This window comes from Kaistella faecalis, assembly GCF_019195395.1.
GTDB lineage: Bacteria > Bacteroidota > Bacteroidia > Flavobacteriales > Weeksellaceae > Kaistella > Kaistella faecalis.
On sequence record NZ_CP078067.1, the window covers coordinates 25,480 to 48,411 of the forward strand.

Annotated in this window: 23 protein-coding genes and 1 tRNA gene; 10 read left to right on the top strand and 14 right to left on the bottom strand. The window is 41.2% G+C overall.

Going from position 1 to position 22,932, the window contains the following annotated elements; genetic code table 11:
* Positions 1-6: 6 nt before the first annotated feature.
* The 3 genes from KTV93_RS00130 to KTV93_RS00140 all read right to left on the bottom strand — a co-directional run bounded on the left by KTV93_RS00130 (position 7) and on the right by KTV93_RS00140 (position 3,076).
* Positions 7-684, bottom strand: coding sequence for a ferritin-like domain-containing protein (locus KTV93_RS00130; RefSeq protein ID WP_230259165.1), 678 nt, complete (start codon positions 682-684; stop codon positions 7-9).
* A 605-nt stretch (positions 685-1,289) separates the two neighbouring features.
* Positions 1,290-2,051: an NUMOD4 domain-containing protein gene (locus tag KTV93_RS00135; protein ID WP_218249310.1), complete on the bottom strand. Its 762-nt coding sequence runs from the start codon at positions 2,049-2,051 to the stop codon at positions 1,290-1,292.
* A 41-nt stretch (positions 2,052-2,092) separates the two neighbouring features.
* On the bottom strand, positions 2,093-3,076 hold the full coding sequence (locus tag KTV93_RS00140) for a hypothetical protein (protein ID WP_218249311.1): 984 nt from the start codon (positions 3,074-3,076) through the stop codon (positions 2,093-2,095).
* Positions 3,077-3,272: 196 nt separating this feature from the next.
* Between KTV93_RS00140 and KTV93_RS00145 the strand changes: the two genes are divergently transcribed.
* A complete protein-coding gene (locus KTV93_RS00145; protein WP_218249312.1) occupies positions 3,273-3,944 on the top strand; it encodes a DedA family protein in 672 nt (223 codons plus the stop codon).
* Positions 3,945-4,004: 60 nt separating this feature from the next.
* On the opposite strand, the gene KTV93_RS00150 is transcribed toward KTV93_RS00145, so the two are convergent.
* A tRNA-Leu gene (locus tag KTV93_RS00150) sits at positions 4,005-4,086 on the bottom strand.
* 165 nt (positions 4,087-4,251) lie between these two features.
* Here KTV93_RS00150 and KTV93_RS00155 point away from each other — a divergent pair.
* Positions 4,252-4,965, top strand: a complete 714-nt coding sequence (locus tag KTV93_RS00155; protein WP_218249313.1) for a 3-ketoacyl-ACP reductase — start codon at positions 4,252-4,254, stop codon at positions 4,963-4,965.
* 312 nt (positions 4,966-5,277) lie between these two features.
* Positions 5,278-5,817, top strand: a complete 540-nt coding sequence (locus KTV93_RS00160) for a general stress protein (protein WP_218249314.1) — start codon at positions 5,278-5,280, stop codon at positions 5,815-5,817.
* A gap of 107 nt (positions 5,818-5,924) precedes the next feature.
* Here the strand turns inward: KTV93_RS00160 and KTV93_RS00165 are convergent, their stop codons facing one another.
* Both KTV93_RS00165 and KTV93_RS00170 read right to left on the bottom strand, forming a co-directional pair.
* Positions 5,925-6,425, bottom strand: coding sequence for an FKBP-type peptidyl-prolyl cis-trans isomerase (locus KTV93_RS00165; RefSeq protein ID WP_218249315.1), 501 nt, complete (start codon positions 6,423-6,425; stop codon positions 5,925-5,927).
* 128 nt (positions 6,426-6,553) lie between these two features.
* On the bottom strand, positions 6,554-8,668 hold the full coding sequence (locus KTV93_RS00170; RefSeq protein WP_218249316.1) for a type IA DNA topoisomerase: 2,115 nt from the start codon (positions 8,666-8,668) through the stop codon (positions 6,554-6,556).
* 206 nt (positions 8,669-8,874) lie between these two features.
* Between KTV93_RS00170 and KTV93_RS00175 the strand changes: the two genes are divergently transcribed.
* The 3 genes from KTV93_RS00175 (at position 8,875) to KTV93_RS00185 (ending at position 10,874) form a co-directional block, all read left to right on the top strand.
* A complete protein-coding gene (locus KTV93_RS00175) occupies positions 8,875-9,585 on the top strand; it encodes a DUF1003 domain-containing protein (protein WP_230259166.1) in 711 nt (236 codons plus the stop codon).
* Between the two features lie 215 nt (positions 9,586-9,800).
* Positions 9,801-10,364, top strand: coding sequence for a YeeE/YedE family protein (locus KTV93_RS00180; protein ID WP_218249317.1), 564 nt, complete (start codon positions 9,801-9,803; stop codon positions 10,362-10,364).
* A 9-nt stretch (positions 10,365-10,373) separates the two neighbouring features.
* Positions 10,374-10,874: a DUF6691 family protein gene (locus KTV93_RS00185; RefSeq protein ID WP_218249318.1), complete on the top strand. Its 501-nt coding sequence runs from the start codon at positions 10,374-10,376 to the stop codon at positions 10,872-10,874.
* 75 nt (positions 10,875-10,949) lie between these two features.
* On the opposite strand, the gene KTV93_RS00190 is transcribed toward KTV93_RS00185, so the two are convergent.
* The 7 genes from KTV93_RS00190 to ku are packed head-to-tail and all read right to left on the bottom strand — an operon-like array spanning position 10,950 to position 17,280.
* Positions 10,950-11,216: a hypothetical protein gene (locus KTV93_RS00190; protein ID WP_218249319.1), complete on the bottom strand. Its 267-nt coding sequence runs from the start codon at positions 11,214-11,216 to the stop codon at positions 10,950-10,952.
* 28 nt (positions 11,217-11,244) lie between these two features.
* Positions 11,245-12,348 (bottom strand): DNA topoisomerase IB, encoded by a 1,104-nt coding sequence (locus tag KTV93_RS00195; RefSeq protein WP_218249320.1) that lies wholly within the window; start codon positions 12,346-12,348, stop codon positions 11,245-11,247.
* A 15-nt stretch (positions 12,349-12,363) separates the two neighbouring features.
* Positions 12,364-13,221: an SDR family oxidoreductase gene (locus KTV93_RS00200; RefSeq protein WP_218249321.1), complete on the bottom strand. Its 858-nt coding sequence runs from the start codon at positions 13,219-13,221 to the stop codon at positions 12,364-12,366.
* Between the two features lie 19 nt (positions 13,222-13,240).
* Positions 13,241-13,405, bottom strand: a complete 165-nt coding sequence (locus KTV93_RS00205; RefSeq protein ID WP_218249322.1) for a phosphatidate cytidylyltransferase — start codon at positions 13,403-13,405, stop codon at positions 13,241-13,243.
* A gap of 44 nt (positions 13,406-13,449) precedes the next feature.
* Entirely contained in the window at positions 13,450-13,887 is a 438-nt protein-coding gene (locus KTV93_RS00210; RefSeq protein ID WP_218249323.1) for a DUF6526 family protein, read from the bottom strand.
* 45 nt (positions 13,888-13,932) lie between these two features.
* Positions 13,933-16,473, bottom strand: coding sequence for a DNA ligase D (ligD, locus tag KTV93_RS00215; RefSeq protein ID WP_218249324.1), 2,541 nt, complete (start codon positions 16,471-16,473; stop codon positions 13,933-13,935).
* Positions 16,474-16,500: 27 nt separating this feature from the next.
* A complete protein-coding gene (gene ku, locus KTV93_RS00220; protein WP_218249325.1) occupies positions 16,501-17,280 on the bottom strand; it encodes a non-homologous end joining protein Ku in 780 nt (259 codons plus the stop codon).
* An 80-nt stretch (positions 17,281-17,360) separates the two neighbouring features.
* On the opposite strand from ku, the gene xth reads away from it, so the two are divergent.
* Positions 17,361-18,134 (top strand): exodeoxyribonuclease III, encoded by a 774-nt coding sequence (gene xth / locus KTV93_RS00225; RefSeq protein WP_218249326.1) that lies wholly within the window; start codon positions 17,361-17,363, stop codon positions 18,132-18,134.
* A gap of 48 nt (positions 18,135-18,182) precedes the next feature.
* On the opposite strand, the gene KTV93_RS00230 is transcribed toward xth, so the two are convergent.
* Positions 18,183-19,733, bottom strand: a complete 1,551-nt coding sequence (locus tag KTV93_RS00230; protein ID WP_218249327.1) for a M20/M25/M40 family metallo-hydrolase — start codon at positions 19,731-19,733, stop codon at positions 18,183-18,185.
* A gap of 166 nt (positions 19,734-19,899) precedes the next feature.
* Between KTV93_RS00230 and KTV93_RS00235 the strand changes: the two genes are divergently transcribed.
* The 3 genes from KTV93_RS00235 to KTV93_RS00245 all read left to right on the top strand — a co-directional run bounded on the left by KTV93_RS00235 (position 19,900) and on the right by KTV93_RS00245 (position 22,890).
* On the top strand, positions 19,900-20,367 hold the full coding sequence (locus KTV93_RS00235; RefSeq protein WP_218249328.1) for a DUF2147 domain-containing protein: 468 nt from the start codon (positions 19,900-19,902) through the stop codon (positions 20,365-20,367).
* Between the two features lie 11 nt (positions 20,368-20,378).
* On the top strand, positions 20,379-20,723 hold the full coding sequence (locus KTV93_RS00240) for a phage holin family protein (RefSeq protein WP_218249329.1): 345 nt from the start codon (positions 20,379-20,381) through the stop codon (positions 20,721-20,723).
* Between the two features lie 172 nt (positions 20,724-20,895).
* Positions 20,896-22,890: a S9 family peptidase gene (locus KTV93_RS00245; protein WP_218249330.1), complete on the top strand. Its 1,995-nt coding sequence runs from the start codon at positions 20,896-20,898 to the stop codon at positions 22,888-22,890.
* Positions 22,891-22,932: the final 42 nt, after the last annotated feature.

Sequence of the window (22,932 nt, forward strand, 5' to 3'; positions counted from 1 at the left end):
TTATAATTAATCCGTATCATTATCATTCTCATCATCTTCCTCGGCAGCATGAAAATTAATTGAAGATTCAGCAATGTCGGTAAGATCGAGATCAGTTTCTTCCTCTTCTTCCAACGTCTGGTGCAGCAGATCAGCAGCCCTGTCCTGCTGCAAGGTTTCTGCTAAGGCTACCAGCCCTCTGTATGAAGCAATTTCGTAATGTTCTACTTTCTGTGCCGCGATGATCAGCGCTGTATCTCTGGTCATGGTTCCTTCTTCAGTTTCTTTGATGATGTTTTCACCTGCTTTTACGATACCGATAATGGCATCGCATTTTTTGGCTTCCGGGCTTTCTCCGATTGATTTAAATACTTTTTCAAGTCGTGAAACCTGTTTCTGGGTTACTAAATGATGGTCTTCGAAGGCATCCTGAAGATCCCCGGTTGTTGCAGCTTCCTTCATTTTTGGCAGTACTTCGAGGATGTGTTTTTCAGCGAAATACATATCTTTTAGTCCGTCGAGAAAAAATTTATAAAGTGCACCTTCTTTAGTTGCTTCCTGGCTGTAGTCACGGTTTACAGAACTGTTGTCCGTCATCACGTTTTGCCCGGTGGTTATCGGGGATCGCGCAGTACTTTTCTTAACTGCTGTTTTCGCTGCTTCTGCAGTGGAAGTTCCCGCTGCTTTTGTTTTATCTGATTCCATAACATTTTTATTTAATGTGGTAAGGAAAAAGAAGCCGGCCCATGTTATTTAATTAAGAATTTCTTCCTCCTCTGCTTCCGAGACCGTCTCTACGGCCGGATCCGCTACGTGTAATTCTTCAATCTGAAGTAGATATGCCCTGGCTGTCTCTCATTGGTCGTTTTTTCCTCTTCCGCCACCACGCGACGAACAGCCGCCCTGACTTCCGCCTCTGTAACCGCCAACTTGTTTGGTTATATATTACGTTAACTAAAATCATTCCACGATGAAGCTTATACCGTTAATTATCCGTTAATTAACAGTTGAAAAGCTTGTAAGGAAATTTAACCTTTACTCCTTATTCATATATACGAAAAAGGGTGTTTTTAATGCTTTGAGTTGGCTGTAGAAACGATCGTTTTTATGACTAGATGTTAACGATCGTATTCAGAAATTGAAGATTTAAGCGCAGGAAAATACCCCGCGCGTTTTAAAGGTGAATTTTCGCTGAGTGAGAAGCAGTGGGGGTATAATTTAAGAGATTTGCGGATGATGCATCAACCTTTTAAAAAGTGAAAAAGGTCGACTATTTCACTGTACGTACTACAAGAAATAAGAATGTTGGTTTAGTCAGGAATTTTAACACTTGACCAGTTTTCTCCGCTTTTAATCCGCCAGACCTGCATTTCTGAAATTCCGAACTGTTTTGCAATCTGTTTGGATGGTTTGTTCCGCCTCAACAGCAGTTTGATGTGGATCACCTGGGTGGACGTGAGCTTCATTCCGTTTGCACGGGGTTTCGGATTGTATTTGCGCCATTTCTTTTCCTCAATAACCTTTGGGTTTTTGCTTTGATGGAGCGTATTTTCCTCCTGACTCATCCATCGCAGGTTGCTCGCAGTATTGTCGAGTTTATTGTAATTCAGGTGCCCAACAATGGTTTGTCCCTGTTCTGGCGGCGGTAGAAAATAGGTGGCTACCAACCTGTGAACCATAAAATGATGGTTGATTGTTCGTTTTTTCAGATTACGGGCCAGTTTCTTACTCAGTTGCGCTTTCTTTTTTTCGATGTGATTTGTGGTAAATTGAATGCTTTCAGCAGTGCTGTGGTGCTGTTTTTTGAGTCTCCTAAGTTTATACAGTTCAGAGATTTCCGTTTTTAGTTCATCAAATATGATCTGATCTTTTTCATCTCTGGGTTTATAGAGTTTCAAACGGATCACTTTATAACCTTCCGTAAGTGATCCGTTCAGAATGCGGCCATCAGAAACTTTATTAAAACTTCTGAAATTTCCAAGGTTAGAGATTTCAAAACGGGTCTTGTTGGTGAACTCAAAATCAAATTCTACCGCTTTCCACTGTTCTTTTAAAATTTTAGATTTAATCATTGTAGTGTTTCAAAAAGGATTCAACAATAAAAACCGTCTCTTTAAAACGGCAGCGAGATTGATTCCGGATCAATAAATTCCTGTGTATAAGGATTCTCTAGAAAACTTAGGAACGGCTTCTGGAATTTAATGATATCTTCTTTCTGTATTCCATAGACCTGCCAGTAATTTGCGAGCAGCTGGGCAAAGAGGTCCTGATCCCAAAATCCGAAAAGGGGCCGGCCGGCATTGGAAGTCATCGGCAGAGATTCTATGGTAACAGAATTTCCTTCACTCTCAATTTTATATTCAGGTTTATACTGTAAAATGTAATCGGAATAATGGAATCTTGCATACAGTTCCTCAAACTGTACGGGATGCAAAATGTGGCCCTTCATTTTCCCGAGAATTTCCTGCTGTTTTTCACCAATTACACCGTTATCCTGTAGACAGGCGATATAACCGAAGCCATTAACGCCAAAAGAAAAGAGCAGATTAACGGCATCATCCCGGTAACTGAAGATGTCTGCCGAATATTTAAGGGGGAACACTGCGATACTCCAAGGTTTTTTCCCAACAAAGGTGACAGGTTCCACAATCGACTGCAGCATAAGATGAAAATTCCCAAACCTTTCTCTAAGCATTGGCGAAAGGTTAAAATCCCTGCCCATCTTCAGCATTCTGTTGCTTTCGTACTGCATTTCGTAATAGAGTAATCCGTAAACCATTCTTCCGGTCCAGAGAAACAGAAGCTGCTCATCCAGCGCAGACATACCTTCGTAGCCTTTATCGTAGGCTTCTTTAATTTTTACATCAAGTTCTTCAAAAGCTTTTTTTACGCGCGGTGTGCAGGGAAGATGAAGATCTGCATAGACATAGGTTTTAGACTTATCCATCATTTCAATACGGTCGGTATCAAATTTAAAATGCTGCATAAGCCACTCGGGGAAAACAGTCATTTTTTCGGTAGTGAGTTCTCCGGTAAGAAAGCAGAACTGTTCACCGAAAATTAAATCTTCAAAAGGGTTAAAAAGCGTAAGTGCCATAAAAAAGTGCGGGCTATATTTATTAAACGAAGATGCAAAGATAATGATTAACGCTGACCTGATTTTCAGACTGCAAAAAAATATCTTCGGTCGACACCTGTAATTGCTGCGTTAAGTTTTCTTAAAGATGGGCTTTACATTTCGGTTTGCAGATTGTTTGATGTATTTTTGCGGGCCAATAAATTTATTTGAAACTATGGAGTTTGTACAAACTGTTCTCGATTTTTTTCTGAACCTCGATCAGCACCTTTTTACGATGATCGTGGATTATGGAGTGTGGATTTACCTCATTCTTTTCCTCATTATTTTTGTGGAAACCGGCCTGGTCGTAATGCCGTTTCTGCCAGGTGACTCACTGCTTTTTGCAGCCGGAACCTTTTGTGCGGGAGTGATTGGTGCATCTGGAGAAACTGCCCACCTTAATCTGTGGCTGATTCTGGGATTACTTACGGTAGCAGCAATTTTGGGTGACACCCTTAATTATGCGCTTGGTAAAAACATCGGACTGAAAATTCTGAACTGGAAAATAGGAGAAAAGCAACTTGTAAACCCGAAATATATCGCGCAGACTCAGGAATTTTATGAAAAGAATGGCCCGAAAACCATCATCATTGCGCGGTTTGTTCCTATTGTCCGGACTTTTGCGCCGTTCGTTGCGGGGATTGGCTCCATGAACTATTCGACGTTTATTAAATATAATGTGATTGGCGGCGTGGTTTGGGTATTCAGTTTGACCCTCTTGGGTTATTTCTTCGGAAATATGCCGATAGTACAGGAAAATTTTGAAACGGTAATCTTTGGAATTATAGGGATTTCAATTCTTCCTATGGTTTGGGAATTTATAAATGCTAAATTTCTGAAGAAATAAGATTAATAACCCTGAACAGAATAAAAGAAAAAGCCTTCTCTAAAAAAGAAGGCTTTTCTGTGCCCGGAACAGGACTCGAACCTGCAAGCTTGTGGGCACCCGCACCTGAAACGAGCGTGTCTACCAATTTCACCATCCGGGCAGTGAGGTGCAAATATACAAATTCAGGCTTTATATCCTAATAGCAGCACGTATATTTTCTCAAACAATTTGCTGTTATAAATAGAGGTCATTGACCATGTAAATCATTCAGAAAAGTGTTTAACGAGCGGATTGCTTAACTTTGTCCCTCAAAATAATTAGCATTATGAACTTAAAAGGAAAAAATGCCATTGTAACAGGTGGCGGAAGAGGTCTTGGTAAAGCTGTAGCAATAGCCCTGGCAAATGAAGGGGTAAACATAGGTATCACGGGAAGAAATGAGGAAAATCTTAAAACTACTACTGAAGAATTAAAAATTTTGGGAGTAAACGCCGCTTATTCGGTTTTCAGTGTGGATGATGAACAAGCTGTTCAGGTAGGTATTTCAGCATTGGCTGATGAACTTGGAGGAATTGATATCCTTATAAACAATGCGGGAATTGGTGATTTCGGGTCGATTGCAGAAATGCCATCGGAAACTTGGGAACAGGTGATAAAAACTAATCTTTTTGGCGTGTACTACGCTGCAAAAGCAGCTTATCCGTTTCTGAAGGAGAAAGGGGAAGGCGATATCGTGAACGTAGCTTCAACAGCAGGATTGAAAGGTGGCCCGAATATGTCGGCTTATGCCGCATCTAAAGCTGCGGTAGTTTCCCTGTCTCAATCTATGATGGCGGAATGGAGAAAGCAAAACATCAGGGTAATTACGCTAACTCCCAGTACAATCGCTTCTGATATGTCCATCCAGGGCGGACTTACGGATGGTAATCCTGATAAAGTGCTTCAGCCGGAAGATTTTGCAGAATGGGTGAGGGATATCCTGAAGATGAACAGAAGAGCAATGATTGCGAACGGTTCAATTTTTTCAACCAATCCATAGTCTGTTTATTTAAACAGTACATTTAAAAAATCATAAAACCGTGTTGGAAATCTACCAGCACGGTTTTTTGATTTGTTAAGGAGCTTTAAAATGATTCTGGTGATTGATATAAATCGTATTTAACTGGTCAGGAATTTTGTTTCTGAGCCTCAGTAAATTGAGCGCTTCAGAAGATTCAGTATTCCTGATTAAACTTCAGTCCTGGTGAAAAATTATTATGTTAAACAATGTTAAATCGCCGATAGATGGCACCGTTATTGAATTTTACCAAAAACCTTAAACAAAATATTAACTTAAAATTTTTTTACTATTATGGAAAATTCAAATTACAAACCAGAATTCAGAAACGATTATGTATCAAGAGTATTCAGAACCAGAGAAGAGGCCGACAGTGCTTTCGAGGATCTTCACGGTAGAGGTTATTCTAAAGACGATGTAAACGTAATGATGTCCGACAGTACACGTGACCGTTATTTTACAAACAGTGATGCAGATTCTGAATTAGGAGATAAAGTAGCTGAAAATGCCGGAAAGGGATCATTAATCGGTGGTGGAATCGGTGCAGTAGTGGGTGCAGTAGCCGCAATTGGTTCTAATGTTTTATTACCTGGATTAGGTTTGGTAATTGCAGGACCTTTAGCAGCCGGATTGGCAGGAGCCGGTGCCGGAGCTGCAACAGGAGGACTTGTTGGCGCATTAACCGGAACGGGTGTTCCTGAAGATGAAGCAAGAAGATACGAAGACGAAATTAAGAACGGTGGAATCTATATGGGCTACAAACCAAGAAACGAAGAAGATGCCCGCACAACTTATGACAGATGGTATAATGACGATACAGAATCAAGACTGTAATCATTTGTTTTCATAAAAATTAAAAAAGTACATTGCTGATGCAGTGTACTTTTTTATTGATGAGTTAATAACTGTGATCAGGATCGCGCTATTAACTGTAATTACGATTAATGTCCGGCGTTCCCGTCGATGCCGTGCGCATGACCATGAGCCAGTTCCTCTTCGGTTGCGGGACGGGTTGCTACAACTTCGATATCGAAATGAAGAGTTTTTCCTGCCATTGGATGATTCAGATCTACGGTTACCGCTTCCGGAGTCACTTCCAGAACAATGGCGTTTATATGATTTCCTTCCGGATCCTGTAAAGGTAAAATTGCGCCAACCGGCGGCATTCCAGACTGTTCAAACATCGCAGCAGGCAATTGCGTAGTGGCATCTTCCTGCTTTTCGCCGTAGCCTTCCTCGGCAGTAATGGTAAATGATTTCTGTTCGCCAGCGCTCATTCCGTGAAGTTCCTCTTCGAATTTAGGAAGCATCATTCCCACTCCGTAAAGAAAAGTAAAAGGATTGTCAGCATCCGTTTTTTCGATAAATGATTTTTCTCCGTTTGCTTCCAGAGCGTTCAGCGTGTAATGCACCGCTACTACGTGATTTTTTTCTATAGTCATATGATTGAGGTTGTGAGGAATCTTAATGCATCCTCTAATTAAAGTTGGTTTTTTAAGTAGGTAAGCCAATCTTTCGCAAAGGTAAGATTTTGAAAATAATGCTGTGGATTTATTAAAGGGTTGGAGTTTTATTCCGCCGTCAGTTCTGCCAAAAAAAATTCAGAAAGTCTCAGCACGCCTTCAGTAACTTGATCTGGATGTTCGCTAAATCCTTTAAGTTTTGATGATTTTCCTTTCATGATCACATCATGAAGCTGCTTTTCAGTGAGTTTTTTTCCGAAGATAATGAAAGGCAGTTTGAATCCGCAGCCTTTGAAATTTGAACATCCAACTGCAGTTTTTCCTTTCATCAGTTTTTCCCCGCTGCATTTAGGGCAGGTTTCATTTTCCCAAACGATTGTTGTGGCTTTTCTTATGGTTTTTTCTTTATCTGTCGGTTTTGATTCATCTTTGAAGGTGATAATTTTTGCTTTTTCATTGATGACTTTTCGGGTAAGTTCCGTCACCATGGTCACAAGTTCATCCTTAAACTGGTTGGCTTCGTACTCACCGCGCTCAATTTTTCTGAGTTTGAATTCCCATTCTCCTGTAAGTTCGGGGCTTTTGAGCAGTTCGTCGTTAATGGTATCAATAAGTGCAACGCCGGTTGTGGTGGCCAGAATATTTTTCTTTTTTCTTTCGATATATTTTCTTTTGAAAAGTGTTTCGATGATATTCGCACGGGTAGAAGGTCTTCCAATACCGTTGTTTTTCATCATTTCGCGCAATTCTTCATCATCAACCTGCTTCCCGGCAGTTTCCATCGCACGGAGCAGGGTAGCTTCGGTGTAAGGCTTTGGCGGACTGGTTTTTCCCTGGTGAATGAGCGGTTGGTGAGGTCCTTTTTCCCCGCTTTTAAATTCCGGAATGGTTTGCTCCTCGTCTTTATCCTTTTTTTCGGAATCACTTTTTTTGTCAGAAGCATAAACTTCGCGCCAGCCGGGTTCCAGAATCTGTTTGCCGGAAGCTTTAAACGGAATAGTTCCGACCTGCCCTTCCACCAAAGTATTGGAAATTTTACATTCAGGATAAAAAACAGCGATGAAACGCTTAGCAACCAGATCGTAAATAAGCTTTTCTTCTATTGATAAGCTTGATGAAGGCGGAATTTCCGTTGGGATAATCGCATGGTGATCGGTTACTTTAGCATCATCAAAAACCACTTTGGATTTCGGTATTGGCTGTGAAAGCAGGGGTGCGGTAAACTGCGCGTAAAAATTCATCGAACGCAGAATTCCTTCAATTTTAGGATGCAGATTTTCTGAAAGATAAGTGGTGTCTACACGCGGATAAGTCGTATGTTTTTTCTCGTAGAGGCTTTGGATGTATTTCAGTGTATTTTCCGCAGAGTAGCCGTATTTCCTGTTGGCTTCAACCTGTAGCGCCGTTAAATCAAAAAGTCTTGGATTTTTCTCTTTACCTTCTTTAATTTCAAAAGCAATAATTTCAAATTCGTATTGTTTCAGATATGAGAGGCCTTTTTCTGCCTTTTCTTTGGTCTTCAACCGGTCAATTGCGGCGGTAAAAAGCACGTCGCGGTATTTGGTTTTCAGTTCCCAATATTCTTCCGTGTTAAAAGCATCAATTTCTTTCTGCCGCTGTACAATCATGGCAAGGGTAGGAGTCTGCACGCGCCCGATGGAAAGTACCCCTTTGTTTCCGCCAAATTTGCGCGTAAAAAGACGGGTGGCATTAATCCCCAGCAGCCAGTCTCCAATGGCTCTTGCATTTCCTGCCAGATACAGATTTTGATAATTTTCGGCAGGTTTCAGATTTGCAAAACCTTCCCGGATTGCATCTTCTGTGAGGGAAGAGATCCAGAGTCTCTTCATGGGTTTTTTACACTTTGCTTTCTGAAGTACCCAGCGCTGTATCAGTTCACCTTCCTGCCCGGCATCACCGCAGTTAATTACTTCCGCACATTCATCCACTAATTTTTCTATCGTTTTAAACTGCTTTTCAACGCCTGCATTCGGAATAAGCTTGATCCCGAAATTTTGCGGAATAATCGGGAGAAAGATGAGATCCCATGACTTGAAATGCGGACTGTAATCATGAGGTTCCTTCAACGTGCAGAGATGTCCGAACGTCCAGGTTACCCAAAAACCGTTACCCTCGAAATAGCCCTGTTTAGGCATATTAGCACCCAATACTTTCGCAATATCTCTGGCAACACTTGGTTTTTCGGCAATACATAATTTCATGGTACAACTTCATTTTTAGGACGGGCTGCAAATTACCGTAATTTTTCTGAAAAAAGTTTTTTAAATCTTAAGAAGAATATTTCTGACGGTTCTTGTTTTCAGATAAAATGGTTCCGGAAAAAGTTTATCCGTTTGAAAATGTGACAATTAAATATTTATTTCAATTCCATAATGACTAACTTTATCTGGAGTTTCAATATTTAATAATGCCTAAGAATATGAAAGACAGCTACATCAGCAACCAAAAAATTTCCGAAGGAGAAGAAATTGAGGGCCATGACATCCGGACCGGAGTTTTTAATCTGATTCAAAATGAATATCCGGGCTTTTCTAAAGATGACTTTATTTCATTAGGGGAGCTGAACCGTTACCGCCGGCTATATCTCACTTCATTGATCACCGAGGAAAAAGGGGAACTTGCGATCATTGATCTTGATGTGATGGATGCGATTAAAAATAATTCCATTCTTTCGGAAAATATTATGGATGATATCGACGCGGAATTAACGGTGGGGGAAAAGTTGGCCGACCGTGTTGCATTATTCGGCGGAAGCTGGCGTTTTATTATTACTTTTTTTGCATTTATCATACTATGGATGGTTACCAACATCTGGATTTTAGCTGCAAAACCTTTAGACCCGTTTCCTTTTATTTTGCTTAATCTCATTCTTTCGTGCATCGCTGCAATACAGGCTCCCATCATCATGATGAGCCAGAACCGCCAGGAACAGAAAGACAGAATCAGGGGAGAACACGATTATAAAATCAATCTGAAAGCCGAACTCGAAATTAAGCTGCTGAGCGAGAAAATCGACCATCTGCTCGTGAATCAAAATAAAAAGCTGCTCGAAATACAGGAGGTGCAGACCGATTATCTGGAAGATCTGATGAAAATTATCCGGAACAGAAATAGCTGATTTTCAAAAATCTTTTATTCAATTCATAATCTTCAGTAGTGATGCTGCTGAAGTGAGGAGTTTCCCGTCATAAAAATCACCCGAAATCCATTACCGGGATTTTTGGAAACATTTGATTAATTTTGCAGACCGGAAATCAGTGCATCAACTTAATGTTAATTCAGTTGATTTACTTCGCTTTTCGGAAATATTTTGAGTTAAAAAAATAAAAATTTATGATAGAATTTCTTCAGCAGCCCTGGCCTTGGTATGTCGCAGGACCATTGATCGGACTAACCGTTCCGGCGCTATTGATACTTGGCAATAAATCTTTCGGGATTTCTTCTTCTTTACGGCACATCTGCGCCTCTTGTCTGCCTGCAAATATTCCTTTCTTTAAATATAACTGGAGAAAGGAGGTTTGGAATTTATTCTTTGTTTTCGGAATTTTTGTTGGAGGTATTATAACCTCGGTTCTGTTGACGGGTTCGGATCCTGTTGCGGTTCATCCTGCTTTAGCTGAGGAACTGGAAGGTTATGGGATCACCGATTATAACAATCTGGTTCCTACTCAGCTTATGAACTGGGATGCACTTTTTACTTTACGGGGTTTATTGATGATGGTAGGCGGCGGATTCCTCGTAGGATTCGGAACACGATATGCAGGCGGATGTACAAGCGGACATTCGATCATGGGAATTGCTAACCTGCAGCTTCCAAGTCTTATCGCTACGGTCTGTTTTATGATTGGGGGCTTTCTGATGGCCAATGTGTTACTTCCGATTATTCTTTCACTTTAAACCAAAAAAATGCAACAAAACAATACTACAAAAGATGATCTGGAAATAAGATCTTTGGATACCATGTGTGTGAATGAAAGCAAACTGGAGCACCGCTGGTATCACAATTTAAAATATCTTCTCCTCGGAATTTTCTTCGGAATTGTATTTACAAAAGCCGAAGTGATCAGTTGGTTCCGGATTCAGGAAATGTTCAGGCTGCAGTCTTTCCACATGTACGGAATCATTGGAAGTGCCATTTTTGTGGCCATGATTTCGATATGGCTTATCAAGAAATTCAACATTAAAACAATTTATGGAGAAGAAATCGTTTTCCACAAAAAAGAATTTAACAAAGGTCAGATTTATGGCGGACTGATATTCGGTTTCGGTTGGGCAGTAACCGGTGCGTGTCCCGGACCGCTTTTCGCACAGATTGGAACAGGTGCAACTGCTGTAGTGGTTACCTTGCTGAGTGCAATTGCCGGAACATGGGTATACGGGTACTTCAGAGAAAAATTACCACACTAGAATTTAAAATCTGCGATATAAAAGCCTCATTAAACAAACAAAAAAACAGCGTATTGCTGTTTTTTTTGTTGTAGTCTATGATTGCTGATCCAAATTGTTGTACAAATGATGTTCTGAAAGGAACAGAATCAAATTTGCATCTACCTGCTCTTTGTTCATCATATAGAATTTTTGTGGGTCCGTAAAGTCTGCGCCCGTTCCGTTGGGTCCCAGAATAATATCTCTCTCAAATTCTTTGCCCTGTATTTCGAAGGTTACTTTGCGCATGATTACGCCATTTTCTTCAAAAGCAGTGCCTAATTGAACGATGGTAATTTCGTTTTCCTGAAGTTCTATTTTCATGATTTCTGATTTAGAGGTTAATTTTAGTTTAAAGCTTTTCGTTTTCAAGGATTTTCATCACAATATGTTCTTCTTTAGTAAGTCCCGAACTTCCGTCATCGATTTCTATCGCGTCCAGTTCATCCAGATATTTCTTAATCGAACGGTTTTCATAAAGGTTAATGACTAGCGGATGAACATAATATTTACGGCAGACAGTCGCAGTGTTTCCCAGATTTTCGGCAACCATTTCAAGAGCTTCTTTTACTTTTGATTTATAACCTGAATCGTTTTCTGCTTCACCGATTTCTTTAAAAGCGATGAGTGCGTTTACGGTGCCAGACCAGGTCCGGAAATCTTTTGCTGTAAAATCATCACCGCTGATTTCTTTGATATATTCATTTACCATCCCGGAATCGATTGCATGCCTGCTGCCGTCACTATCGTAATATTGAAAAAGTTCCTTCCCCGGGATATCTTTGCAGTTCTGTACCGCTTTGGCAAGTTTAGCGTTTTTCAGATCGATATCGTGATAAATTCCTTTTTTTCCCTTGAAGGAAAAATTGATTTTCTGCCCTTTAATATTGACATGTTTATCTTTTAAAGTCGTTAATCCGAAAGATCCGTAAAGTTTTTCATAAACATTGTTTCCGATACGGATATTGGTTCTTTCCATCAGACTGACAACAACCGCTAGAACTTTCCTTTTTTCTAAGGTCTTCAGAGAAAGATCCTGTTCCAGATGAAGCCGGATTTGGGGCAGTGCGTAACCAAACTGCAGCATTCTGTAAAATTTCGTGTGGTTGCGGAGCGCATTCCAAACAGGATGATATCTGTACTGTTTTCTGCGTTTCGCATCAATACCGGTCGCCTGAAGATGGCCATTCTGCAAGCCGCAAATCCAGACGTTTTCCCACGCGGGCGGAATCGCAAGTTTATTGATCCGTTGGATTTCATCGTGATCTTTTATCTTCTCGCCACCGTTATAATAGACAAATTTCTTACCCCACTTCCGCCGTATAATTCCGTCTGCTTCGCGGTCACTGGTATAAACTAAACTTACCGCTTTAGCAGATTTTACAGGATCCTTCATGATTTTTACAATCTTCGAGGGACTCAGGGAAATTACAATGTCTGTCTCGGGGTTTTTCATATCATTATCAGTGTTTTAACCGTTTACAATTTCGCCGCCGTTGGGGTGAAGTACCTGACCGGTCATGTACGAAGAATCATCGCTTGCGAGGAAGAGAAAGCAGGTTGCTACTTCATTGGGTTCACCTGCACGTTTCATGGGCGTATCACTTCCAAATTCGGAAACTGCTTTTTTAGATAGGGTAGAGGCAATAAGTGGCGTCCATATTGGTCCGGGAGCTACTGCATTTACCCGAATTCCTTTTTCTGCAAGATTGGCGGACAAACTTCTTGTGAAAGACAATATCGCTCCTTTGGTGGCAGCATAGTCGATGAGGTGGTCACTTCCGCGGTACGCTGTTACAGAAGTCGTATTGATAATGCAGCTTCCTTTTTTTAAATGTTTCATTGCATATTTAGTGAGCCAGAACAGCGAAAAAAAATTGGAATGAAAGGTCGTCATCAGCTGTTCCGTACTGATATCCTCAATGCTTTCAGCTTCCCAATGATTGGCTGCGTTGTTTACAAGAATATCAAGTTTTCCAAACTCAGAAATGGTTTTGCTGATCACTTTTTTACAGTGATTCTCATTACCGAGATCACCTTTTATAAGAAGGCAATTTCTGCCCAATTCTTCAATTTCCTTCCGGGTTTCTTTTGCATCAACGGTTTCACTGAGGTAAGGAATTACGATATCTGCACCCTGCGCCGCAAAAATCAATGCAGTCGCTTTGCCGATTCCGCTGTCGCCTCCGGTGATAATGGCGGTTTTGCCTTTAAGCTTTTGCTCCTGCTGAACGGGTTCACTTTCTGGAGCGGGAGAAAGTTTTTTCTCGAGCCCCGGTTTGTTCTGTTTCTGCGGAGGCCGGATTTTGGTTTTTGATTTCTTCTGCATACTCTTTACATAAGTTTAATTATTTCCTGCCTCGTGAAAACAACCAGAAAATCAGACCGATAACTGCAGCGACTAAAATGAATCCCCACCACATACCCGCTTTAAAAATGGTTTCAATGGCGTCGCAGCCGGTTAGGGTAAACATTGCTAATAATGCCAGACTTAATAATGTGAATTTTTTCATAACAGTGATTTTTAGTGTTTGTATTTAAATTTAGTAATGTGCGTTTAAACTCTTTGAAAATCAGGCTTCCATCCCGTGATGGACTTTTTAATCGTATCACCGGAAAGGTTTTCGCTCAGCGTACGCTCCAGTAATATTTTAAACTCATCATCATAGGCAAAACGCAAAGCGGCAATCTGATCGAAACTTAACTTCTCCGCTACTTCATCGGACCTTTTCCCAAAGAGTTCAAAATACCTTTGTTTGAATTCAAGAATTATGATTCTGTTCTGATTTCCGAGTGCATAGTGTTGCCTGAGCATAATTGCCAGAAATAGCAGCTGGAAAATTACGACCGAAAACAATTGCCAAACTAAACCGTACTGCTCATCACTGAAACTTTTCCAAATTCCTACAATCTGAAGTACTGCCAGAAGCGGTAGATAGATGAAGTGATGCGGCGCGTAGTATCTTTTATGATTGGTATAATTTTGACTTTCCATGAAATGGGTCTATCAAATATGTAACCAAATCTGCCTGGCCTGCTGTTATTCCGTTTCTAAAAGTGAAATTGCCTTCAGCATATCAAAACCTTTGCCCAGTACCGGTTTGAAGAGATCGCCTTTTTCCTCAATTCTTGCCAATGCGTTTTCAATGTTGAAATCAGTAGGTTTGAGGCCGATTTTCAGTTCGTCCCATTCAATGGGCATGGAAACCGGTGCGCCGTTTTTCGGACGGAGGCTGTATACGCTGGCAAGGGTTTGTCCGCGGCGGTTCTGGAGGTAATCAAGATAAATTTTTCCTTTGTCCCGCTTCTGTAAGGTGCGTTCGAGTGTTGTGAGATCCGGAAGTTCTTTCTGCACCATCTGCATCATGATATGGGCAAAATTTTTAACCTGTTCAAAAGAATACTGTGCGCCCGCCGGGATATAAATGTGGATTCCTGAACTGCCCGATGTTTTGCAGTATCCTTTTATTTTGGCTTTATCCATTACCTTTTTCACGGTTTGCGCGGTAAGAATTACGTCTTCAAATGTATTGTTGTCCGAAGGATCAAGATCCAGCACCAGATAATCCGGTTTATCGGTGGTTTCTTTCCGGCTTGTCCAGACATTAAGCTCGATGCAGCCCAAATTATTAAGATAAGCCATCGTTGCCTTATCGTTGCAGAGGATGTAATTGATGTATTTATCGGTGGACTCCGAAAATACTTTCTGGGTTTCAATCCAGTCCGGGATTTCGTCGGAGGCGTCTTTCTGATAGAAGCTCATCCCATCTATTCCATTAGGAAATCGGTTCATCGACTGAGGCCTGTCTTTCAGGTGGGGCAGAATATATTTTGCAACGCTTTGGTAATAAGCAATCACGTCGCCTTTGGTAACCTGATCTTTCGGGAAATAAATTTTATTCTGGTTGGTCAGTTTCACTTCCTGCTTTCCAAATTTCTGCAGCTGCTCATTTTCTCTTTTCATAACTGATTTTTTTAATGGTACTGGATCAGCGACATATTTTTCTTCATCTTTCCTGACATTAAGATCTTTGGGATTAAGATCTTCTCTGAGCCTCAGAAAAACAGGATGTCTGAAGATATGGTCGCCCGTAAGTTCCGTGAATTTAATTTCAGCAATAAGTTCAGGTTTAAGCCAGGTCGGTTTATCGTTGGTCTTTGGTGTCGTCGTGAAAGGTGGCTTATCGGTAATCAGCGGTTCCATTTTTCCGTAGAGTTCTACAAGACCTTTGTCGCTGAAGCCGGTACCTGTATGTCCGCAAAAAATCAGTTCATCCCCATCATAACGTCCGAGAACTAGTGATCCAAATTTCTTGCGACTGCCTTTAGGAGCGGTAAATCCACAAATAAGGACTTCTTCGGTCTTCTGGCTTTTTATTTTCAGCCAATCACCATTTCGGGTACCGCGGTGGTAAGTGCTGTCTATTTTCTTGGCGATCATGCCTTCCAGTTCCATCTTCTCTACCAGCCGGAAAAATTTTTCTCCATTTTCCAGGACATGATCATGGTATTTGATGTATTCGGTTTCTACCAAAGCGTCTTTCAGAAGTTCTTTCCTTTGGATGAGACTTAGATTTTCTGTGGAATGACCGTTCAGCCACAAGAGATCAAAAACCTGATAAATCACGTTTAGGTTGGGATTATCGCCAATCCGCTGCAGCCACTGGAAATTCGGCTTTCCCTGATCATCATACGCAACCAGTTCGCCGTCCAGAATCATTTCGTGTTCCTGAAATTTCAGCGAGTTACTCACTTTCTTAAACTTTTCAACATACGAAAGTCCATTTCTGGAATACAGCTGAATATCTTTCCGGAGATCGGCCACGGCACGGTAGCCGTCCCATTTAATTTCGAACGCCCAGTCCGGGGAACTGAAAGGTTTATCAGTAGTTCCCGCAAGCATGGGAGTAATGAACTTGGTGAGTTTTTTCTCGCCGCTGAGTGAAGGAGTATAATTCCGGTATGTTTTTACCTCCTCCGACTTTTTCTCAACTTTTTTTACTTTTTTTTTTGAATTTAGATATGCTGTAACGGCGGAATCTTCTGCGGTATTTTCTTCAGCATCGTAATGGTCTGTGGCAAATTTATCCTTGTGTTTGATGAGAAGCCAGGGCTCTCCGCTGTCAGAATTTTTAATTTTTACGAGGGCAAATTCGCCTTTAAGCTTTTTACCGTGAAGGATGAATTTCAGAGAACCTTTATGCAATTCTGCCTGCATAAGCAGATCATCGGTTTTACCTTTAGCTTTTTCCAGAGGTTCGTAAGTTCCTTCGTCCCAGATTTCCACTTCGCCGGCACCGTAATTCCCTTCCGGGATACTTCCTTCAAAACTGCGGTAAGCAAAAGGGTGGTCTTCAACCATCATCGCAAGGCGTTTGTCCTCCGGATTTAAGGAAGGTCCTTTCGGGACAGCCCAGCTTTTCAGTACACCATCCATTTCCAGCCGGAAATCATAATGCAGCCTGCTGGCGGCATGGCGCTGAATCACGAATTTCAGTTTTCCTTTACTACTCTGGGATTTTCCTTTGGGTTCTGCCGTCTGTTTAAAATCCCTTTTTTCGTTGTATTTCTCTAATGGCATCTTCTGAAAATTTTACTAAGTTATTTTTTAACCTGCCTTGGCTTTTCCGGCTTCCAGACTTGCTTTCAGCTGTGCCATCAGGTCGGTTGCTTTTGCGGAAACCTCTTCTTTGGTCTCGGTTTTTTTTACTTTTCCTTTAGATTTAGCTTTGATGATGGCCATTAAATCATCATTATAGGTGTTTTTATATTTCGCCGGATCAAATTTTGTTGCGCGCTGTTTGATGAGAGATTCCGCCATTTCCAGTTCGTCAGCTTTGGGATTTTTAGCGCTAGGAATTTTCAGGTCTTCAAAACTTCTGAGTTCTTCCGGATAGCGCATTCTGTTAACCATGAGGATTTTGTCTTCGTAAGGCCGCACAAGACAAAGAATTTCTTTTTCTCGGAGAATGAAAGTCCCAATACCTGCCATTTTAGTTTTTAAAAGTGCTTTCAACAGCAGTTTGTAAGCTTCTTCACCGTTTTTCTGTGGTTCCAGAAAGTAGGAGGACTCAAAATAGGCACTGTCAATTTCGTGTACGTCTACAAACTGTTTAATGTTCAGGATTTTCGATTTTTCGGGATTTACTTCCTCGAAATCTTCTTTTGTAAGGACCACATAGCTGTCTTCCAGTTTATAACCTTTTACAATATTTTCCCATTTTACTTCTTTTCCCGTTGTCGCATTTACTCTCTTAAAGTTAATATTGGAAAGATCGTCCTTGTCCAGCATATCTAGATCCAGATTACTTTCCTCAGTCGCGGAATAAAGTTTGATGGGAATATTGACGAGCCCGAATCCAATGGCTCCGTTCCAGATTGCTCTCATAAAAGTTGGTTTTGATTTTAGACCATCAAAAATGCGTCCAATTAAACGGGGAGTTTTTAACTTTGATATCATAAGAACCTATGAAAATTGCAACTTATAATGTGAACGGCGTGAATGGCCGCCTGCCTGTACTGCTGAAATGGCTGAAAGAAAAAGCGCCGGATGTCGTATGTCTCCAGGAACTTAAAGCACCTCAGGAAAAATTCCCTGAAACTGAAATCCTTGAAGCGGGATATCAGGCCGTGTGGCTCGGACAGAAAAGCTGGAATGGAGTAGCAGTGCTCTCGAGAAAAGGTAAACCGGAGATTTCCCGTACAAAACTTCCCGGAGATGATGACGATGATGCAAGCCGCTATCTGGAGGTGAAGATTGAAGATTTAATTATTGCATGCATTTATCTTCCGAATGGGAATCCGGTACCAGGGCCAAAATTTGATTATAAAATGAAGTGGTTTGAGCGCCTCGATGCACACGCAGAAATGCTTATAACTTCAAATAAGAAAGTGCTTTTGATAGGAGATTTCAACGTGATGCCAACAGAGAAGGACGTATATAAACCTGAGAAGTTTGCTAAAGATGCGCTTTTTCTGCCGGAAGTGCGTGAGGCTTTTAAAAATTTGATCGATCAGGGTTGGACTGATGCTTTGCGGCACCTTTACCCCGACGAAACCATCTATACGTTCTGGGATTATTTCCGTAATGCTTATGAAAGAAATGCGGGTTTAAGAATTGATCATTTTTTACTGTCAACCGAAGTACTTCCTTATCTAAAAAAAGCCGGTGTCGACAAAGATGTGCGGGGTTGGGAAAAATCAAGCGACCATGCGCCGGTTTGGATTGAACTTGATAAATAAAAAAACGTTCAGCAAAAGCTGAACGTTTCCGTATGTGAAGGTATGAAATTAGTCGAGACCTCCTTTTCTTGTTGGTTCCTTTACTTCAGGCCATTTCATCTGTTCACCGGTTCTTTCGTTAACAGGAAGTTTAATTCTTTCTGCAGACGTTTTTTCCGGATCTTCGCTGGCCATATATGTCATAATAGCGATTAAAGCTACATTGCTTTTTACATCATCAAAAACGATTTTGTCATAAGTATCGCGGTTGGTATGCCAGGTGTAATTTCCGTAGCTCCAGTTCAAAGAGCCCAACATGAAGGCTGGAACTCCTGCCGCAACAAATGATGCATGGTCTGATCCGCCACCGCCTGGAGTGCCCGGGAACGTTGTTTTGATGTCTTTGGTAAGTTCCTTTGGTACGGCAGCAAGCCATCTTCCCAAATAATCATAAGAATTCAGGAATCCCTGTCCGCTGATGTTGGCGATACGTCCCGTTCCGTTGTCCTGGTTGAACAGCGCCTGTATCTTTGGCATCTGGTCTTTATGCGCAGAAACGTAACCGCGTGATCCGTTCAGTCCCTGTTCTTCGCTTCCCCAAAGGCCTACGATGATGGTTCTTTTTGGATTAGGATATAATTTTTTCAGTATTCTTGCAACTTCCATCATGGTAATGGTTCCGGTTCCGTTATCGGTTGCACCGGTGCCGCCATCCCAGGAATCGAGGTGTGCTGATAGTATAATATATTCATCAGGTTTTTCTGAACCTTTGATTTCGGCAACGGTATTGAAGGTTGGTGCAATTCCTTTGTCTTTAGAATTGGCTGTGATTTTCAGTTTTGGTGTAGTTCCGTTTTTCAGCATTCTGTAAAGCTGTCCGTAATCCTCAAGAGAAACATCCATAACCGGGATTTTTTTTGTTCCTGCCGAAAATATTTTGTTAACACCGAAGCCCCGGGACCAGTTTGAAGAAATGATTCCGGCTGCACCGGCTGCTTCAAGCTTTGCATTCAAGGTACGCGACGTTTCTCCTGAAGCTTTAATTGAATTCTGCCACGCTTCAGATGCGGCTTTGGACTCCGCCTGCATTTTTTCGAAAGATTCTGGTGTTGCAAATTCTTTCCAGTTGTATTCAGGTCTGCCGGATGCCTGATATTGGGAAACCATAACGAGTTTTCCCTTTACTGATGAAAGAAATTTGGTGAAATCTTCTTTACTGCTGAAGGTCGGAAGCATCACCACATCTGCAGTTAAACCTTTAGCCGGAGTCGCCGGGCTGAAGGCGAGCTGCATCCCTTCAAGAGATTTTGCATAAGGATAGACCATTTCGAGAGAAGAAGTTCCTCTTTCCCAGGATTTCCATTCTCCCCACTGTTCGTTGCGTGCATCGATTCCCCAGTTTTTGAATTGTTTTACCGCCCAGTCGTGAGACTGCTGCATTTTTGGACTTCCCACCAGTCTTGGACCGATTCCATCGAGCAATTCATAGGCGAGTTTCTCAAGTTGGGAATTGTTGTAAGTTTCATCCATTATGGATTTTGTCATTTGGTCCTGCGTTTGGGCATTGAGTCCCGCTGCAAGGACCGTCGAAAGCATTAAAGCTTTAGCATAGTTCTTCATTCTATATAACTTTTGGTGCTGAAGATAATATTTTTTGGGAAGAGAGAAAAATATAAATGGTGATTGGGTTTCAGATTTCGTAAAAATTTACTGCGATCGAAAAATAATAATCAACAAAACTGGCTGATAGTAGGTAAGTTGGCAAAAAACTTGTATAGGGAAAGCCATGCTTATAAAAAATCTCGTTTTAATCCTTTATTTTTGTTTTCTGAATTTAAATGCCCAGTCTAAGGCAGATCACGTGCTTGGCAAATGGCTTGCAACCGATCACAGTGTTGCTGTAGAGGTATACAAACTGAAAGGTGAGTATAAGGCCAAAGTGATTTGGTTCGACGAGAGCAAAGGAAGCGGAAAACCGATGCATACCCGTACCGATTTCGAAAATCCTGATCCCAGTCTGCGGCACAGAAAGATATTAGGAATGGAGGTTTTGGATGGTCTTGTATATAATCCGGCAAAAAACGAATGGGAACATGGTAAAATCTATGATGCCAGTTCGGGCAGGTTATGGGATTCCTCTGCCCAGATCACGGAAAACGGCCTTCTGAAAGTACGCGGATACTGGAAATTTAAGTGGATTGGCAAAAGCATGACTTTTAAGAAAACTAATTACTCAACCTTAACTAAACTATAAATCTATAAACTATGAATTTAATCATCCGACTTCTTGTTACCGCAGTAGTGGCATTTTTTCTCACTAAAATTCTTTCAGGCGTACATTTCGATGGGTTTTCCACGGCAATTGTGTTTGCAATCGTTCTGGGGATTCTGAACCTGATTGTTTCGCCCATTCTGAAAATTCTCGGTCTGCCTCTTACCATTATTACTCTGGGGCTTTTTTCCCTGGTCATTAATGCTCTGGTTATTCTGATTGCAGATTATTTTATTGACGGGATGACGATTGATGGGTTCTGGTGGGCATTTATTTTCAGCATTGCGCTGTCACTTATTACTTCACTGTTGAACGGGATTTTTACTTCTTCAGAATAAACTTTAAATAAATCAAATCTCAGATCACCGCGACCAGCGGTGATTTTTGTTTTACCGGTAATATTTGGATGGAGCTTAACCGGAATCTTTTAAGCACAGCAAATCATCATAAATTTCTATATTTGTAAACACAGTTGCAGTCTGCATCTGTAATGATCAAAATTGATTTTTTATGAAGTTAAAACACACTATTCTCGCAGTAGCTGCGCCTTTTCTTATGAATGCACAAAATGTGATGACGCCCGAAATCCTCTGGACATTAAATAAAATTGGCGTTTCGGCAGTTTCACCCGATCAGTCGTCTTTAATTTATACCATTGGGAAGACCGATCTGAAAACTGAAAAAAACAATAAGAAAACCTATTTTCTCAATATCAAAAATGCTGAAGCTGCTAATCTTGACTTAGGTAAAAAAGCCCTGATCCAATGGGATAAAAACGGCATCTACGTACAGGAAGGCGATAAAATTTACCTTTCGAAAGATGCAGGAAAAACCTGGGCAGAATTTTACACGATTGGCGAAGTCGATAATATTGTGATTTCACCCGACGGAAAAAAGATTGCCTTCAGTAAGCAGGTTTTGGTTGAAAAAGTGATGGGTAAAGACAAATATCAGGATGTTCCGAAATCTTCCGCTCACATTTATACCGACCTGAACCACCGCCATTGGGATTATTTCAGCGAAGGAAAATATAATCACGTTTTCGTGGTGAACGTTGCAGACAAAGTTGAAAATGCAAAAGATTTGCTTGAAGGTAAAATGTGGGATTCGCCGCAACGCCCTTTTGGCGGAGCTGAAGATTTTGTCTGGAGTCCGGATTCTGCACAGCTTTTATACGTTACAAAACCTCTGAGCGGAGCGGAATACGCCCAATCAACCAATACCGATATTTTTGCTTATGATTTAGCAGCAGGTACTACGTCCAATCTTACTGAAAGCAATAAAGGTTACGATGTTGCTCCGAAATTTTCTCCGGACGGAAAGACTTTGCAGTGGATGTCGATGGAAAGAGACGGTTACGAAGCAGACAAAAATGATATTAAATTGATGGACTGGAAATCCCGAAAGGTGAGCAACCTTACGAAAGAGTGGGATGAAAGCGTAGTTGGCGATGTCTTCTGGACTCAGGATTCAAAAACAATCTATTTTACGACAGCCTTCCGCGGGACAAAACAGCTGTTTTCTCTGAATCCCAAGAATGCTAAAATTCAGCAGGTAACGAAAGGTGATTTTGATGTGAATGAGATTTATGCTCAAAACAAAAACCAGCTTTTGGTTTCCAGAAACGACATCAATCATAATCCTGACTTGTTTTCAGTAGATTTAAAATCCGGGACAATGACTCAGGTAACAGAGGTTAATAAAGCGAATTATGCCAAATTAACGCCGGGAAAATCGGAACTGAAGATGGTAAAAACGACGGATGGTAAAGAAATGGGCGTTTGGATTCATTATCCACCCAACTTCGATCCTAATAAGAAATATCCAACCCTTCTTTATTGCCAGGGCGGTCCGCAGTCAGCATTAACTCAGTATTTCAGCACCCGCTGGAATTTCGCGCTGATGGCAGCCAACGGTTATATTGTAGTTGCGCCAAACCGCCGCGGAATGCCGGGCTGGGGAACACAATGGAACGAGCAGATTTCTAAAGACTGGGGCGGACAGGTAATGGATGATTATTTATCAGCAACAGATTACGCCAAAACTTTGCCATACGTTGATGCTGACCGAATGGGTGCTGTAGGAGCAAGTTACGGAGGATACAGCGTTTTTATGCTGGCCGGAATCCATGAAAACAGATTTAAAACTTTTATTGCTCACGACGGACTTTTCGATATGAAATCCTGGTATGGAACTACCGAAGAACTGTTTTTTGCCAACTGGGATCTAGGAAAACCTACAGATCAGCCTTTACCTAAAGCCTATAACGAATTTAATCCTTCAAATTTTGTGGATAAATGGAACAAACCAATCATGATCATTCAGGGTGGAATTGATTTCCGCGTTGGATATGAGCAGGGCCAGCAGGCATTTCAGGCAGCAAAACTTCACGGTTTGAAATCTAAATTTCTTTATTTTCCGAACGAAAATCACTGGGTGCTTAAGCCACAGAACGGCTTGGTATGGCAGCGCGAATTTTTCGAATGGTTAAGAGAAACGCTTTAGAACCAAAAAATGTAATAAAAAAAAGCTTCTGATTATTCCAGA